Raw genomic sequence first — 15,327 nt, 5'->3', positions numbered from 1 at the left:
CGGGGGCCCGCTGTTCGGGCGGGGGGGCACCCGCCGCGCGCGCGCCGCGCCGCGCCCCCGCCCCCCCCCGCGCCCCCCCCCCCCCCCCGGCCCCCCCCCCCCCCCGCCGCCGTCAGAAGGCGTTGCGCCGCCGGAGGCCGAACGTACGGCCGTCCGGGTCGACGAGGAGCCGGTACAGCGGCATGGCGAGACGGCTCTCGACGTGCGAGAAGGCGGGCGGCCGGTAGGCACGCAGCCGGCCGGGCGGCTTCGGGCCGCGGCCGCCGCCCTCGTGCCAGGCGTCCAGCGCGGCAGCGGTCGCGGCGAACGCCTCGAAGGCCCGTTCCGGGTCGCACAGAAGGTCCGGGGCGCCGGGGGAGCCGGGCTCGGGGGCGTCCAGGTGCTCACGGGAGAGTTCCAGCCGCAACTCCCTCGCGAAGCGCCGGGCACCGTCACCCAGCCCGGCGGGATCGGCGGGCGCCCGGCCGTCCACGTCCTCGTCCAGGACGGCGCAGTTGAGCTCCGAGTCATGGGTCCACGACCGGAGGTTGATGTTGTCGGAGCCGATCGTGGACCACACGTCGTCGACGACGCACACCTTGGCGTGCACGTACACAGGAGTACCGGCGCGGTTCTCCAGCCCGTAGACCGCCACCCGTTCGCCGCCCGCCTCGCGCAGCTTGTCCAGCGCCTTGACCCGCCCGACCAGGTTCATGGGCCGCGACAGCCGGCCGTCCTGGTCGGGCTCTGCCGGTATCACGGCGATCAGGCGCAGTCCGGGGTTCTCGCGCAGCGCCCGGGCGAAGCTCTCCACCACCTCGGGGGACCACAGGTACTGGTCCTCCAGGTAGATGAGCCGCCTGGCCCGCTTCAGCGCCTTGAGGTAGCTGCGCGCGACGCTGCGCTCCCCGTCCGGCGCGAAGGGGTAGCCCCGCAGCAGCCGGTTCGGGTAGGTGCGCAGCACCTGCACGGTGTGGTGCCCGCAGGGCGGCGGGTCGGGAAGCTGCGGCGGGATGGGATCCGCGGAGGTGTCCTCCCTGTTCACGAGCTCCCGCAGCTTGACGAGAGGGCTGCGGCTCAGCGCGGCCGGGTCCTCCCATCGTTCGCGGAAGCCCGCCTCGATGTCCCCGACCGCCGGTCCCCGGACGGCCAGTTGCACGTCGTGCCAGGGTGGCCGGGGACCGTAGACGGCCGCCAGGGGCATCGCCTGTGGATCCCCTTGGTGCGAGGCGTCGTCGTTGCGGCTGTGGCACAGGTCGATCCCGCCGACGTAGGCCACGTCCAGGGCGGGGCGGCCGGGGTGGCGCAGGACGACCAGCTTCTGGTGGTGGCTTCCTCCGGGACGGACCCGCAGGTCGAGCAGGCACTCGCCCCCCGCCGCCTCGATCTCCTCCCCGAGGTGCCGGTTCTCGCTCTCGCTGTACCGCAGTCCGTCCAGGTGGGAGCGCCAGAGGAGACCTTTGACGATCACGCCGCGCGCGGCCGCGTCCGCCAGGACGGCACCGATCTCCGTACCCTCGCCGTCGAGGCGTTCGTCGGGATCGCCGCGCCAGTCCGTGAAGAGGAGGAGGTCTCCCCGGCGCTGGGCCCGGATGGCGCGCAGGAGCTCCGCGAAGTACGTCGCACCGTGCACGAGCGGTCGCGCCTCGTTGCCGCAGGTCCAGGCGGCCCCGTCGGGATGTCGGCGGTCCACCCGGGTGGCCCTGTTCCCCCGTTCGCCGGCGGTGAGCATCCAGTCACTGCGTCTCATGTATGGTGCCTCCCCAGACCGGCTACCCGCCCGGCGCGGTTTCAGACACGGGGCCGCTCGCGGGTCCCCCGGCCGCTCACCTCGGCCTGAAGGTCGGGTGCGACGACGTGGTCGGGTGTGACGACGTCGTCGGGTAACCGAGGTCGGCGGTCGTCGGGTACCCGCGGTCGGCAGGGGCCGCGCCCTCGGAGGCCCCGTCTGCGGACGCCGCGCCCGCGCCGGCCGTCGTCGCGGGACGGGCGGGGACGGCGCCGGAGGCGGGGATCCCGTTGCTCGACGACGCGGGCCGGGCGCCGGCGCCCGGCGCGAGGGCTCCGTCGGCACTGACGGCGGGGACCCGGGCGGCGGTGCCCTTGGGGACGGCGTCCACCAGCGTGTGGTGGAGCGTCCGGCCGGCGCCGATGCGCTCGATCCGCAGGACCAGGTTGCGCTCCTGCGTCCGGCCGGGCCAGTCCTGGTCCTTGCTGCGCACCACCTGGCTCTCCACCCCGTCCACGCTCTGCCAGCGGCTCGTCACCGCACGGACGTTGGGGCGCCATTCGTCGCCGTACCGGTGCTCCAACGCCAGGTCCCAGCTCGGGGCGTCGACGATCTGGGTCGCTCCCACGGTGCCCGGGATGACCAGCCGGGTCCGGCTGCCGTGCACGGTCACCACCGTCCGCTGGGGCCAGTCGGCGTCCACGCCGATCACTGTGATGAGGCAGTGTCCCTGATACCAGGCCATGACTCTCCTTCGCTTCCGCTTCCGCTACCGGGAACGGGTCGATCGGTGGTTGACGGGCGCCAGCCCGCGCGCCTCCAAGAGGGGCGCGAGGGCGCGTACGGCATAGAAGTTGCGGGACTTGACCGTGCCCGTGGGTACGCCGAGGGCGCGGCCGGTCCTCGCGGCGGTGTGGTCGTGGAAGTGCAGGTGCACCAGCACCTCCCGTTGGTGCGGCGGCAGTTGCCGGAGCGAGCGGGCCACGTCGTGGGCGGCGAGGACCTCGTCGTAGGGGTCCAGCGTGTCCGCCCGCTCGTCCTGGGCCTCGTCGCCCACCTCTTTGACCCGTGCGGCGGCCATCCTGAAGTGGTCGATCGCTATGCGCCGGCCCACCGTGAACAGCCAGGGGCGGCCGTGTTCGGGCCCGCGGGACAGCGCCCGCGGGTTCTGCCAGGCCCGCAGGAAGGTCTCCTGGAGGATGTCCTCGGCCTTGCCGCGGTCACCGTTGGCCATCCTGAGCAGGGCCCGCAGCAAGTAGGGGGCGTGGAGCCGGTACAGCTCCGCCAGGGTGTCCTGGTCCAGGGTGGTGGCCGCCGCCGTACTCGCGTCGGCGCGGTCGAACGTGGGTGTCGTCACTGCTCTGCTCCCGGGCAGGGGGTGGTGAGGGGGCTGCGACGGAGCCTGTCAGCGCCCGGAAACGTTCCGCTAAGCACTGCCTAACGCCGCCCGCCCCGCGCGTTAGCGGCCCCCGTCGGCCCCCGCACCGGCCCCCGCCCCGGGCTCCCCGTAGCGGCCCGGCCGCCAGCCGCGACGCCGTCCCAGGGGAACCGCGTAGGCGATGGCGGCCGCGGCCAGCACCGTGGCGCCCGCCGCGCCCGTGACCGCGTACGCCGCCCCCGCCCCCCGGTCGCCCGGGGCGTCCGGCATGTCCAGGCGCTCCCGGACCGGGGCCCGTACGGAGAGCTCGCCCTCTTCGGGCAGCACGGTGGTCGTGGCGGCCACCGGGTCGAGGGAGCCGTAGCCCAGCCGCGCGTCGGGAAGGGCCGTCCCCGGGTGATAGGCCGTGGACCGCAGCCGGTGGACCAGCTGGCTGACGGTGAGGCCCGGCCGGTATCCGAGCACCAGGGCCGCGGCCCCGGCGACCTCGGCGGCCGCGTAACTGGGTCCCGACGCGGTGAAGTGCCCGCTGCCCGAAGGGCCCGTGCTCAGTACGGAGTCCCCGGGCGCCACCAGGTCCACCCGGCCCGTGGAGGCGGACCGCGCCGGCGCCCCGCCGGGCCCGCTGTCGGTCACCGCGAGCACCTCGGGGTACGCGGCCGGGTACACGGGCGCCTTGTTGCCCTGCGTGTCGGCGGCGGCCGGCGCGATGATCAGCGAGCCCTTGGCGGTGGCGTACGCGACGGCCTCCGCGAGGGAGTCGGCCGCGGCAGGGGTCACGGCGGCCACGTCGATGACGCGCGCGCCCCCGTCGGCCGCCGCACGGATGCCCTGGGCCAGCAGGCCGGGATCGGTGTTGCCGGCCGCGTCCGTGACGGTGACGGAGAGGATCCGCGCCCGGGGTGCCATCCCGGCGAACCCGGTGCCCGGACCCCGCTTCGCCGCGATCAGCCCGGCCACGAACGTGCCGTGCCCCACGCAGTCCGCACCCGGGCCCGCGTCGTGGAGCCTGGGCCCGGCCTGCAGCCGCCCGCCCAGGACCCCGGCCGTGTCGTCCACGCCCGAGCCCACCACGGCGACCAGTACGCCCTCCCCCTCGGTCAGTGGCCACACCGCGTCGGGGCGCAGGTACGCCTGCGCCCACGGCACCCGGCCGCTGACCCGGTCCGACCCCTTGCGGCACCCGCCCTGCCGGACGTCGGCCAGGGTCTGCGTCATGCCCGGCAGTGAATCCGGCTCCGCGTCGGAAAGCGCCCGGACCGCGTCCGCCCGCGCGGACCCCGCCCCGGGGAACAGCGTGAGCGCCCCGGACGCGCCGCCCACGGCGCAGACCCCGGCCAGGGTCGCCGCGGTGAGGCCACGGCGGAGCGCACCCGCACCCGCCCTCACGCGGCGCTCCCCGTCCGGGCACTCACCGGCAGGTCCGACGGCAGGAGCAGGCTGATCTCCGACAGGTCGTCGACCTCCAGCCGGCTCAGCCGCCCCGCCTGACGGGTGATCATCGACTCCAGCGTCTGCCGGGCGAACCGGCCGTTGCCGAAGGTGCGGTCGCGCGGCGCCGCGGCGAACAGCTCGAGGAGCGCGGCGGTCGTGTCCGGCGCCAGAACGTATCCCGCGGCCTGGGCCTGCTTCGTCACGATCTCCACCAGTTCGCCGTCCGAGTAGTGCTCGAACAGGACCTGCCGGGAGAACCGCGAGGCGAGACCCGGATTGGACGCCAGGAAGCCCTCCATCTCGTCGGAGTAGCCGGCGACGATCACCGCCACCTCGTCGCGGTGGTCCTCCATCAGCTTCATCAGCGTGTCCACGGCCTCCTGCCCGAAGTCGCTGCCGCTGCCGCCGCGCGGCGTCAGCGTGTACGCCTCGTCGATGAACAGGACTCCGCCCCGGGCCCGGTCGAAGGCCTCCTTCGTGAGCTGCGCCGTGTGGCCCACGAAGCGGCCGACCAGATCGGCCCGCGCCACCTCCACCAGCTGTCCGCCGGGCAGCACGCCCAACTCCGCGAGGAGCCTCCCGTACAGCCGTGCCACGGTGGTCTTTCCCGTGCCGGGTGCGCCCGCGAACACCAGGTGGTGGCTGATGGTCGCGGTCGCCAGCCCCGCCTCGCGCCGCCGGTTCACCTGCTTGATCAGGTTGACCAGGTCCTGGACCTGTTCCTTCGCGGCCGACAGACCGATCATCGCCTCGAGCTGATCGAGGAGTTCGGTGCGGGGCGCGCCGCCGGCCGGCGCGTCCGCTGCCGGCGCCGCCGCCACGTCCTCGGGCAGCAACAGGGCCAGGTCCGCGTTGCCGAACTCGGCGAGGCCCGCGAGCCGGGAGGCCTGCCGGTCGACCATCTCCTCGAAGACCTTGCGGGCGGCACGGCCGTTGCCGAAGTCCGCGCCCTTGGTCATCGCCCCGAAGTGCCGGGTCAGGACGTCGTGGGTGCCCTCGGCCAGCTCGTAGCCGTGGCCGTGGGCCGACATCTCCACGATCGTGGTCAGCTCGGCGTCCGAGTAGTTCTCGAAGTCGACCGTACGGCTGAAGCGGGAGGCGAGGCCCGGGTTGGAGTCCAGGAACCCGCGCATCTCCTCGGAGTACCCGGCGACGATGACCACGATGTCGTCGCGGTGGTCCTCCATCAGCTTCACCAGGGTGTCGATCGCCTCCCGGCCGAAGTCGGGACCGGTACCGCCGCCGCCCTGCGAGAGCGTGTACGCCTCGTCGAGGAACAGCACCCCGCCCAGGGCCCCCTTGAACACCTCGGTGGTCTTGATCGCCGTACCGCCGATGATGGACGCGACCAGGTCCGCGCGCGCCACCTCCACCAGATGGCCGCTGCGCAGCGCCCCCAGCTCCGCCAGGATCGTCCCGTACAGCCTGGCCACGGTCGTCTTGCCGGTCCCGGGCGGCCCCGCGAAGATCAGGTGCCTGCTCATGGGGAGCGCGGGCATCCCGGCCAGCTCCCGCCTCTTGGCCAGCTTGTTCAGGTTGACCAGCGTCTCCACCTGCTCCTTGACGCCGGCCAGTCCGACGAGGGCGCCGAGGATCGCCTGCGGACCGTCGGGCACGACCGGCTGCGCCGTTCCCGCCGACCCGGCCGGCTCGCCCGCCCCCTCCTCGGCGGACCCGCCGCCCGCGGGGGCCGTCGCCGAGCCGTGGGCGTCCGGCATCTCGTTGCCCCGGCTGGTCAGGTTCTCCACCGCGAGCCGCGTACCGGGCTTGGTCTGGCGCAGCCCCGACCCCCGGTTGTCGACGACGGAGCAGTCGTGCACGCGTACGGCCTCCGTCGAGTCGACCCGGATGCCGTCGTGGGAGTTCTCGGCCGCCTCGCACGCCGTGAGCGTGGCCCGGCCGCCGGGAGACACGGTGAAACCGTGGCGGCGGTTGGCACGGGCCCGGGTGCGCGTCGCGGTCAGCTCACCGCCGTCCTCCACCACGGCTCCGTCCTGTACCGACTCGGCCAGATCGCAGTCGCGCAGCGAGGCGACGCCCCCACCGCCCACCGACACACCCGCCGCGCCCGTCGCCCGTACCGAGGTGTCACCGACGTAGGCGTGGCCGCCCTCGGAGATCCGTATCCCGCACTGACCCGTGGATCCGATCTGCGAACCCTCCAGCCGGCCGCGGCCGTTGCGGGTCACTTCCACGCCGTGGCCGCGCACGTCCAGGACCGTCAGACGGCGCAGCATGGGATTGGCCCCGTCGGTCACCAGCACTCCGGCGCCGGCCCCGTCGCGCACCTCCAGCCGGTCGAAGTCGGGTGCGCTGTCCCCGCTGAGCCACACGCCCGCCGGCCCGCAGTCGCGTACGGAGACCCGGCTGAACGAGGGGCTCGACGACTCGTCGACCCGTACACCGGCGCCCTCCGCGCCGCCGGCCTCGCACTCCTCGAAGGCGCCCCGGGAGCGGCCCGTGACGTGGATGCCGTCCCCCTTCGTCCGCGACGTGCGGCAGCGCCGCAGCACCGGATCGGTGCCGCCCGCGAGCGCGATGCCGTGGCCGGCGGTGTTCGTGACCGTGCAGTCCTCCAGCAGGACCCGCGAGGCCGAGCTGATGTAGACGCCCAGGACGCAGTCCCGCACCGTCGTGCGCAGCACGCGGGTCGCGCTGTTCTCCTCCAGTGCCACGGCGGGCTTGTCGGTCGAGGAGATCTCGCAGTCCTCGATCGAGCCCCGGCCCTCGCCGTTCGCGCACACGCCGTTTCCGCGCGCGTCGCGCAGCACGCAGTTGCGGATCGTCGGATTGGCGCGCTCCCCGATCACCACCGCCGAGGTGCCCAGGTGCTCGATGACGCAGTCCTCGATGACGCTGGCGCCGGTGGACGTCTCCACGATGCCGGCGCCCGCCGGGTTGACCACCCGGCAGCCGCGCATCGCGAGCGTGCCCTGCTGGCGGGTGAGCAGGGCCGTCCAGGAGCTGCCGACGACCTCGCAGTCCTGCAACGCGGCCTGGCCGCGCGGCACGTCGACCGTGGGCAGTTCGTCGTCGTGCCCCTGGAGCACCAGACCGGTCAACTGCACCGCCTCGGCGATCACTTGGACGACCGCCCCGCTGCGGGGTGCCACTTTCACGCTGCCCCTGGCGTCCTCCGCGGTGATCGTCACCATCTTGTCGATCACCAGGTTCTCTTCGTACAGACCCGGGCGTACGGAGATCACCGCGCCGCTGCGCGCCACGCGGAGGGCTTCGCCGATGGTGCGGTACGAGCCACTTCGTGACTGCGCGCACACGGTCAGCACAGGGCGCGACATGTCTGGAGGGTCCCTTCGGTGGAGCAGGCGGGGAGGAGGGGGTGGGCGGGGGAGGGCGCCGGCGGTGCGGGGTGCTAGGCGGTGCAGGAGGCGCGTACGGCGGCCGCCGCGTTGTGGGCGTACGTCTTGTCGCCGCTGCCGGTCCAGTCCTGGCCGCGGTCGTGCAGCATCACCGCGAGCTGGCCGCCCCGTACGTCGTACGTGCCCGCGTTGTACCAACTTCCCAGCTGGGTGCGCTGGTTGATGTTGAAGGAACCGATCGTGCCGCTGCCCGCGGAAAGGGAGCTCTGCACGGTGTAGTAGGCCGGCGCCCCGCCGACCGCCTTGATGTCCTTGTTGTTCGGGATGTACACGGACACTTGGCAGCGCCCCGTGGAGACCTGGCCGGTGCGGAAGGTCCACAGCGCGTAGTTGCCGTTGTCCTTCTTCGGCGCGCCCGACATCGGGATGGCCGTGAACCGCCCGTTGCAGCCGTCGCCGCCCCAGCCGCCCGAGTACGTCTTCCACCCGGCCTGTCCGTCTTCGTACCAGCCGTTCTGGCTGTAGCCGGTGCCGCTGCCCGAGCACCCGGCGCCCGCGACGGCCTGGTACGTCTTCGCGGCGGCGGGCGGGGCGCCGGCGTTGGGCTGCCCCGGTGCGGGGGGCTGGGCACCGCCTGCGGTGCCGCCACCGCCGGTGCTCCCCCCAGTGCCGCCGCCGCTGGAGCCGCTGCCGCTGCTGCTGTTGCCGCCGCTGGAGCCGCTGCCACCCGAGGCCGGGCCGCTGCCGCCCTGGGGCACCGAACCGTTCATGTGCGCGTCGACGGAGTTCTGCGTGCCGACGTCGCCCGCGGCGCCTCCCGCGGAGTTCGGGTCACCCTGGCCCGGCGAAGGGTTGGCCGCCTGGAGGCCGGCCTCGGCCGGCACCGTGTTGCCGCGGTCGTCGAAGCCGGGCACGAAGCCGTCGGGGCCGCCCGCGGCGCGGTTCATCCCGGCCGGGGGCGGAGCGTCGGGCCCGTGCGACGGGCCGCCGCCTCCCAGCTGGGACAGCACCAGCGGCAGCCCGACCAGGACCAGACCGCCGACGAGGGCCGCCGCCACCACCGGCTTCGAGACCCGGCCGGGGCGCGGTCCGTCCGCTGCGGCGCCCCCGGCCGCGCCCGCGGACTCCGCGGAGGCGGGTACGGGCTCTCCGAGCACGGGACTCGGGGCGGTCTCGGTCTCGGTCTCGGCGCCGGCTTCGGGGGTGGCCTCGGCTTCCGCCTCGGGTTCGGCTTCGGCTCCGGGGGTGGATCCGGAGGCGGCGGCCGAGGCCGAAGCCCGCGGGGCCCGCGCACCCTCGGCCTCGGGCGGGTCCGGCAGCATCGGCAGGACGAACGCGGCGGGCGGGGCCTCGGGTTCGCCGGCCTCGGTGGCTTCGGGGGCTTCGGGGGCTTCGGGGGCTTCGGGGGAGGAGGGGGCGGTGGCCTCCGGCTCCTCCGCGGCCCAGGCGACCGCCGGAAGCTGGATGCCGCCCACCCACACCCCGGTGGGCCCTTCTCCCGCTCCCGTAGCCGTTGCTTCGCCCTCGCTGTTCGGCCGTCCGCTCTGCTCCACCGCTCATCCCCTCCGTGCGCCGTCAGACCCCTATACGGCTCGACGGATGGGCACCCCCGCAGGGTTCACGCCGTACGTCAGCGTTCGTCGGGAGGGCCGTCGCTGGTGACGCGGATCGGGGCGAGGGGCGCGATCGGCTCGGGCGGCGGGGCGACGACCGAGGGCTCCTGCCCGGACGCCGCCTCACGGTCCGTCGGTTCCAGCGGCTCCGAGTCCGGCTCCCGCTCCGGCTCCCGCTCCGGCTCCCGCTCCGGCTCTTGCGGGGCGAGCTCCAGGGCCGCGCGCAGCACGGCGTCCTCGATCCGCATGGCCACGCCGGCGGTCGGGTTCACGTACAGCTCGTGGCCGGCGGGCAGCAGTTCGGCCAGTTCGGCCAGCGGCAGGACCCGGTACGCGAACCGTCCGGCGACCTCCAGGTGCGGGGTCGCGGAGTACACGGGCACGACCGGGGTGCCGTCGGGGGCCGCAGCCGTGACGGGGCGGCCGTCGGCCGTCGTGTGCACGGCCAGCGCGGCCCGGGCCAGTGCGGCCGACACCGCATCGGCGGGGGCGTACCCGGTGGCGGAGAGCTGGACGGCCGCGTCGAGGGCGTCGGTGGGCTCGGGCCAGCCGAGGCTCTCGGGGGAGGGCCGGTACTCGGAATTCTCCTGCCACTCCACGACCTCGCCGTTCTCGTCGGAGCGCCACTGCCCGCGCACCGCCCACACCGGCGGGGTCTCCTCGCCGTCCCACGCGGGGTCGATGACCGCCAGCCAGTGCTCGGGTGCCTGCCGGGCCGCCTCACGGATGTCCTCGGGCACGGGCGGCAGCTCGGTGCCGGCGGTACCGGCGGTGGTGGCGGTGCCTGCGTCGGCCTCAGGCGTCGGGTCGGGGGTGTCGTTCATGGTGTCCTCGAACTGTGAAGGGGCCGATGGGAAGGGATCGGGATGAGGAGAGGCAGGTCGCAGGAGTCTGTCAGGCGACCGGCGCGGGCCGGACGACGGACCAGCGGAAGTCGCTCCCGTCGTGCACGAGGAAGACCTGGGTCCTTCCGGTCCCGAAGCTGCGCGAGGTGCCGTCCCGGGCCACGTAGACGATCGTGACGTCGAACTCGCGCGCGGCGATGGTACTGGCCAGGGCGATGGCCTCGCCGTCGGCGGGGTCCCGCGCGAGACGCTCCAGGATGACCCGCGCCCGGTACTGCGGGGTGTGGGCCTCGGACGAGCCGCCGCCGAGCACGTCCTGGATCGACTGGACGTAGCTGTCGGGCCGCGTACCCGTGGCACTGGCCAGGTCGGTGTCCCGGGCGGTCTGGACGAACTCGCTCCGCCACGTGCGTGCCGGGTGGTCGGCGGAGGGGGCGTGCGCGGAGTCCCGCGCCGTACGGACCGCGTTCGCCAGTGCGGCCGGATAGTCGCTCCCGATGTCCCGCGGGAACGAGCGCAGGTCCGAGGGCATCACGATGCCGTCGTCGGTCCTTTGTCCACCGGTCCCCTCCCCAGGGGTCCCTTCCCCGTCGGTTCCTTTCCCGTGGGCCGGGGCACCGGTCTCGCCGCCGCCCGTCCCGGTTCCGTCCGCCGGGTCCGCCCCGTCCGCCGCGTCGCGTCGGACCTCCTTCTCCGTCCAGGTGAGGGTCCGCTCCGGGAAGTCCTGCGCGTGCGCCCACTCGCTGAGCCTGCCGCCCAGGCCGAACTTGGCGGCGACGGCCTCCTTGTAGACGGCCTCGATCACGGTCGGCATGTACGAGTAGTTCGCGGCCCGGTTGATCCGCGTGCGCAGCGTCTGGCGTTCCTGATCGGACTCCGGGAACCGGTCCGTGATCAGCCTGCCCGCGAACTTCTTGAACTGTTCCCGCGCCCGCGCCCTGTCCTCGGCCCCGCCGGTCAGAAGATCCGGTCGCCCCAGCAGGTCGTGCAGCTGCTGCAACTGCTCCACATGCTTCGACACGGCCCGGTCGTTGGCCTTCAGCGACGGCACCAGGTGGCCCGGGTCGTGCGCGGCGGCCTTCGGACGGCTGGTGTTCGGGACGACGGGCCGGCCGTTCGGGTCCGCGAGCGGCGACTCGTTGGGCAGGGGACGCGCCAGCTCCGGGATGTCGCGCAGCTCGGGCAGGGAAAGCTCGTTCAGCATGTCGCTGAGCGTGCGGACCTCGCCGTCGCGCGTTCCGGGGAGGTATTCGTCCTGGTACCGGTCCAGTACGTAGGTGCGCAGGGAGCCGGGAAGCGCGTCGTTGCGGATCTCCTCGACACCCGAGTCGCGGATCAGGTACTGGTCGGAATCCTTGTTCCGGTCCGTATTGAGCGCGTGCCCGTTGCCGAGCCCGCTGACCTGCGCCTCTTCGATCGCCCCGGAGGTCAGCCGGTGGTACGTCTCCACGGGGACGAGGAAGGAGCGCACGATCGGCTTGCCGTGCGACCCCTCGACGTTCCTGGTGATCCGCTCATGTCCTTGGCTGCGGTAGGTCCGCATGTAGTGGAGGGCCCGCCACGGGCGGCCCGCGTTCACCCACATGTCCTTGGTGTCGGGCAGGATCCTGATCTCGCCGTCGGCGGTCTGGTGGATGTCCTTGTGCCCGACCCCGTCCGGTGCGTAGACGGTCTGGAAGAGCCGGACGTAGTCCTTTCCGTTCAGGGTCTCGACGCGCACGTCGCTCCGGTGGGCGAGGGATTCCACCCTGAGCACGGTGCCCCGGGTCGACTCGTATTCGGTCACCCGCAGATCCCGTCGCTTCATCAGGTCGGCGGCGGCGCCCGGCTTCTTCATGTCCGACTTCAGGACCTCCGAGACCACGTGGTAGGCGGGCCCGCCCGGACGGTACCCCAGCTCCGTCACCGGGGGCCCGGCGGGCGGCGCGAGGGACAGCAGGGGCGGCGCGGCAGGCGACGGAGGTGTGACGGGAGGTTCGTCGCCGTCCAACACGTACGCCTTCGGCGGGGGGTTCGCCGGGCTTCCCTCCGGCTTGGGGTCGGTGTCCATGAGGAAACGGACGATGGTGTCCACGTCGGCCTCGGCGAATCCCCTTTTGAGGATCCCTTTGTGCGCTGCCTTCGCGTCAGTGGCCATGGGCCAACCGCTACCGCCCGGCTGGCGGTTCGCGTAGATGAAGGGCGGGGTGTCGGACTGGTCCGCGCCCGGTACGCGGGCCTTCACATTGGCGAGGACACCCGCCTCGAAGAACTTTCCACTGCGGGTGGGGGAAGCGCTCACGTTCAGCAGCTCGTATCCGATGGACATGCCGCCGAGCCTGGTCTTGGCGGTCCCGGACAGGGTGTTCCAGGCGGCCATGCGGACGCTGCCGACGCTGTTGGGCTCCTCCATGTACTTGACCTGGTATCCGAGCATGGCCATGGCCTCCAGGTTGCCGCTGCGGAACCCCAGGTGCCGCGCCGAACCGGCTTCGCGGTCGAGGTACTCGTACAGCTTGAACTGGCCGGTGCGGGTGTGGCCGCCCCAGCCGCGCAGGGCCGTGCCGATCTCCTCGCTCCCGGGACGCCAGAACGCCGTCAGGTCGTGGACGGACACGTGGTCGGTGCTCAGGCTGCGGGCCATCTCGTCGTACTTGCGGCCGTGGGCGGGGTCCGCGTTCCGGTCACCGACGATCAGGACGAACGGCTTGCGGTTACCGGGCGAAGCGGCGGCCGCCTCGCCGACCTGTCGGATGATCTGGCGGACGCCGGTGAAGCTCGTGTCGTGTTCCAGGTGCGCGCCACCGCTCTTCCCGCTGAAACGGGACCACAGGACGATGACTTCCCCGCGGGCGACGTCCGGGACGTGATGTGCCGCCAGCCACGTCTTCACGAGCGGGTGTTCCGCCGTGGGGAACGCCGTTGAGGAGACCCCCCACGCCTGGCGGATGTCTCTCCGGATCGCTTCGCTGTGGGTGGCGGCCAGATAGTTCGTACCGGCGTTGATGGGCAGGTTGCGTCGCTTGAGCTGGGTGTTGCTCATGGCGAGTGCGCCGGACAGCTGCGTGTCGTCGGCGAGGGGCTGAACGCGGCCGATCTCGTCGTTCAGCCCGTCCCACCGGTCGGCCATCGTCTGGAGCAGCGTCTGCTCGGCCGGGGGAAGCCCGGCGGGATCGACGGGTGGCACCAGGCCCGCCGTCCGCAGCAGGCGGTTGAGGTCTTCGGGATCGGCGACGGGGCGCGGGGCCCCCTGGAGCGGTGGGCGTGCCGGTGGCCGCAGCTCCGACTCCAGGTAGATCTTCGCCACCTTCGTCAGCGCGGCGCGGTGCGCCCCGAGGGTGTCCGCGGCGTCTGCGGCCTGCGTCCACGCGTGCTTCACCCCCAGCAGCCTGATCAGGCCGTTGATCTTGATTTCGGCGGACTTCTTGTCGTCCCAGAGGTCGTTCACCTTGACGAGGTGGATCCGGTCGGCGTCGATGCCGCTGGCCACGTAGAAGTCGCGGATGTCGGTGGCCTTGTCCTCGCGCTCCAGCGGCCTGCCGTTCTCGCCGACGGCGCCCTGGGAGATCGCCACGTGCAGCCGGGGGACGTTGCGCAGGGTCGCGGCGATGGCGAACTGGTCGCCCGTGGCGTATCCGGCCTGGTTGAGGACCACCGGGTGCGTCTCGGTGGTGGACTTGAGCACCTCCCACGGATCGGCCGCGTCGAAGACCTCCGGGACCAGCTCGGCGAGCAGCGGCCGTCCCGAGAACTCTCCCGCCGCGCGCCGGGCCTCGGCGAGCGTCCTGGCGGCGTCCGCGAGCGCCTGCGGGTCAGCCGTGTCGTGGTGGTCGAACAGGTCCCGGAGCGCCCGGGCGGCCTCCGGCTGCCCCGTCTCCAGATCGCCCCGCGCGTCGAAGCGGTAGGACTCCGGCCCGTGGTCGCCGCGCAGGACGAGCTCCACCGGGCGGCCCAGCCCGATGGCCGTGCGATGGGCCACGTACAGGGCGTCGGCGCTCTGCCGGTGGTCCCCGGTGGCGAACCACACCTGCCGGTCGGTCCCCTCGGGCCGATCCAGGGCCGCCCTCAGCCGCGTGATCTGATCGGTGAGCGCGGCCACGGTCTCGGGATCGCCGGTGGCCCGGCGGATGTCGTGCAGGTCGACGTGACCCCGGGAGGACCGGCCGAAGAGGCCGTGGCCGAGCAGGTCCTCCTCGGTCACCAGCAGCTCCAGGCGGCCCCGGACGGTCTCGTCGGCCGCGCCGCCCCGCCCCGTGACGGTGATCTCGGCGTCGAGCCGGACCACGCGCTGCGCCGGGGCGTCGACCGCGGGCTGCGCCGCTGGGCCGGCAGGGGCAGGCTGCGCGCCAGGGGCGGGGGGCGCGGCGGTCTTGCCGGTCTTGACGATGTCCAGGGACAGGGAGGACGTGGCGTTCGTCGCGGCGGGCCGGGTGTTGGGTCCGGCCCCCGGCAGGGTCAGCCCGGAGTGGTGGAACCGCTGGACGTAGTCGGCGGTGACCTGGGCGCGCGGCGCCGAGGAGGCCGAACTGGTCGCGCCCTGCCGGCTGACCTCGTCGATGGCGTTGCTCCGGCTCTCCGCGCCCTGGCCGACGTACTCGGGGTTCGAGAGCCGGATGCCCAGACGCGCCCCGCCCGAGGCGTGGAGGGTTCCGGTGAACGCGGAGGCCAGGGACGGGTCGAGGGACAGGCCCCCGCGCTCCCGCACCAGGCTGCCGAGCAGGCTCAACTGGTGGGAGGCGGAGGTCGACACGAAGGACGTACCGCCCGCGAAGAGACCGCCGGGCCGCTTCAGGGCGTCGGCCAGCCCCGTCAGGTTGTCGAAGCCGAGGACCGAGAAGTGACGTACGGGTACGAAGGCGGTCGGCCCGGCGGGCCGCTCCACGGGAGCGGCCGGGCCCTCCGGGACGACCGGCTCGGGCAGCTGCTGCCCGGGGCGCCAGCTGCCGGGGCCGGCGCGCCGAGTTCGCCGTGGTGGTCAAGGCCGGCCGGACGCACCTGATGGACGCCACCCCGGTCACCCTGGGCCAGGAGTTCGGCGGGTACGCGGTCC

8 protein-coding genes and 1 pseudogene are annotated in these 15,327 nt (G+C 73.7%); 1 reads left to right on the top strand and 8 read right to left on the bottom strand.

The window, feature by feature from the left end; translation table 11 throughout:
- Positions 1-112: 112 nt before the first annotated feature.
- The 8 genes from ABZY44_RS34830 to ABZY44_RS34795 form a co-directional block, all read right to left on the bottom strand.
- Positions 113-1,729, bottom strand: coding sequence for a phospholipase D family protein (locus ABZY44_RS34830; RefSeq protein WP_356661029.1), 1,617 nt, complete (start codon positions 1,727-1,729; stop codon positions 113-115).
- Between the two features lie 76 nt (positions 1,730-1,805).
- Entirely contained in the window at positions 1,806-2,453 is a 648-nt protein-coding gene (locus ABZY44_RS34825; RefSeq protein WP_356661027.1) for a hypothetical protein, read from the bottom strand.
- Positions 2,454-2,477: 24 nt separating this feature from the next.
- Complete coding sequence (locus ABZY44_RS34820; RefSeq protein ID WP_356661025.1) at positions 2,478-3,065, bottom strand: sigma-70 family RNA polymerase sigma factor; 588 nt, start codon at positions 3,063-3,065, stop codon at positions 2,478-2,480.
- 102 nt (positions 3,066-3,167) lie between these two features.
- The gene (locus ABZY44_RS34815; protein ID WP_356661023.1) at positions 3,168-4,304 is read right to left on the bottom strand and encodes a S8 family serine peptidase; all 1,137 of its coding nucleotides are present in this window, start codon (positions 4,302-4,304) and stop codon (positions 3,168-3,170) included.
- 167 nt (positions 4,305-4,471) lie between these two features.
- A complete protein-coding gene (locus ABZY44_RS34810) occupies positions 4,472-7,819 on the bottom strand; it encodes a right-handed parallel beta-helix repeat-containing protein (RefSeq protein ID WP_356661021.1) in 3,348 nt (1,115 codons plus the stop codon).
- A 74-nt stretch (positions 7,820-7,893) separates the two neighbouring features.
- Positions 7,894-9,393: a hypothetical protein gene (locus ABZY44_RS34805; RefSeq protein ID WP_356661019.1), complete on the bottom strand. Its 1,500-nt coding sequence runs from the start codon at positions 9,391-9,393 to the stop codon at positions 7,894-7,896.
- 77 nt (positions 9,394-9,470) lie between these two features.
- Positions 9,471-10,277, bottom strand: coding sequence for a type VII secretion system-associated protein (locus ABZY44_RS34800; protein ID WP_356661017.1), 807 nt, complete (start codon positions 10,275-10,277; stop codon positions 9,471-9,473).
- Between the two features lie 70 nt (positions 10,278-10,347).
- The gene (locus ABZY44_RS34795; protein ID WP_356661015.1) at positions 10,348-15,159 is read right to left on the bottom strand and encodes a hypothetical protein; all 4,812 of its coding nucleotides are present in this window, start codon (positions 15,157-15,159) and stop codon (positions 10,348-10,350) included.
- Between the two features lie 53 nt (positions 15,160-15,212).
- Between ABZY44_RS34795 and ABZY44_RS34790 the strand changes: the two are divergent.
- A pseudogene (locus tag ABZY44_RS34790) lies at positions 15,213-15,327 on the top strand (lyase family protein); the annotation flags it as partial.

It is taken from the genome of Streptomyces sp. NPDC006544, assembly GCF_040611715.1.
Taxonomy (GTDB): domain Bacteria; phylum Actinomycetota; class Actinomycetes; order Streptomycetales; family Streptomycetaceae; genus Streptomyces.
Note: the sequence above shows the minus strand (reverse complement) of the source record. Positions and strands in the feature narration are given on the sequence as shown.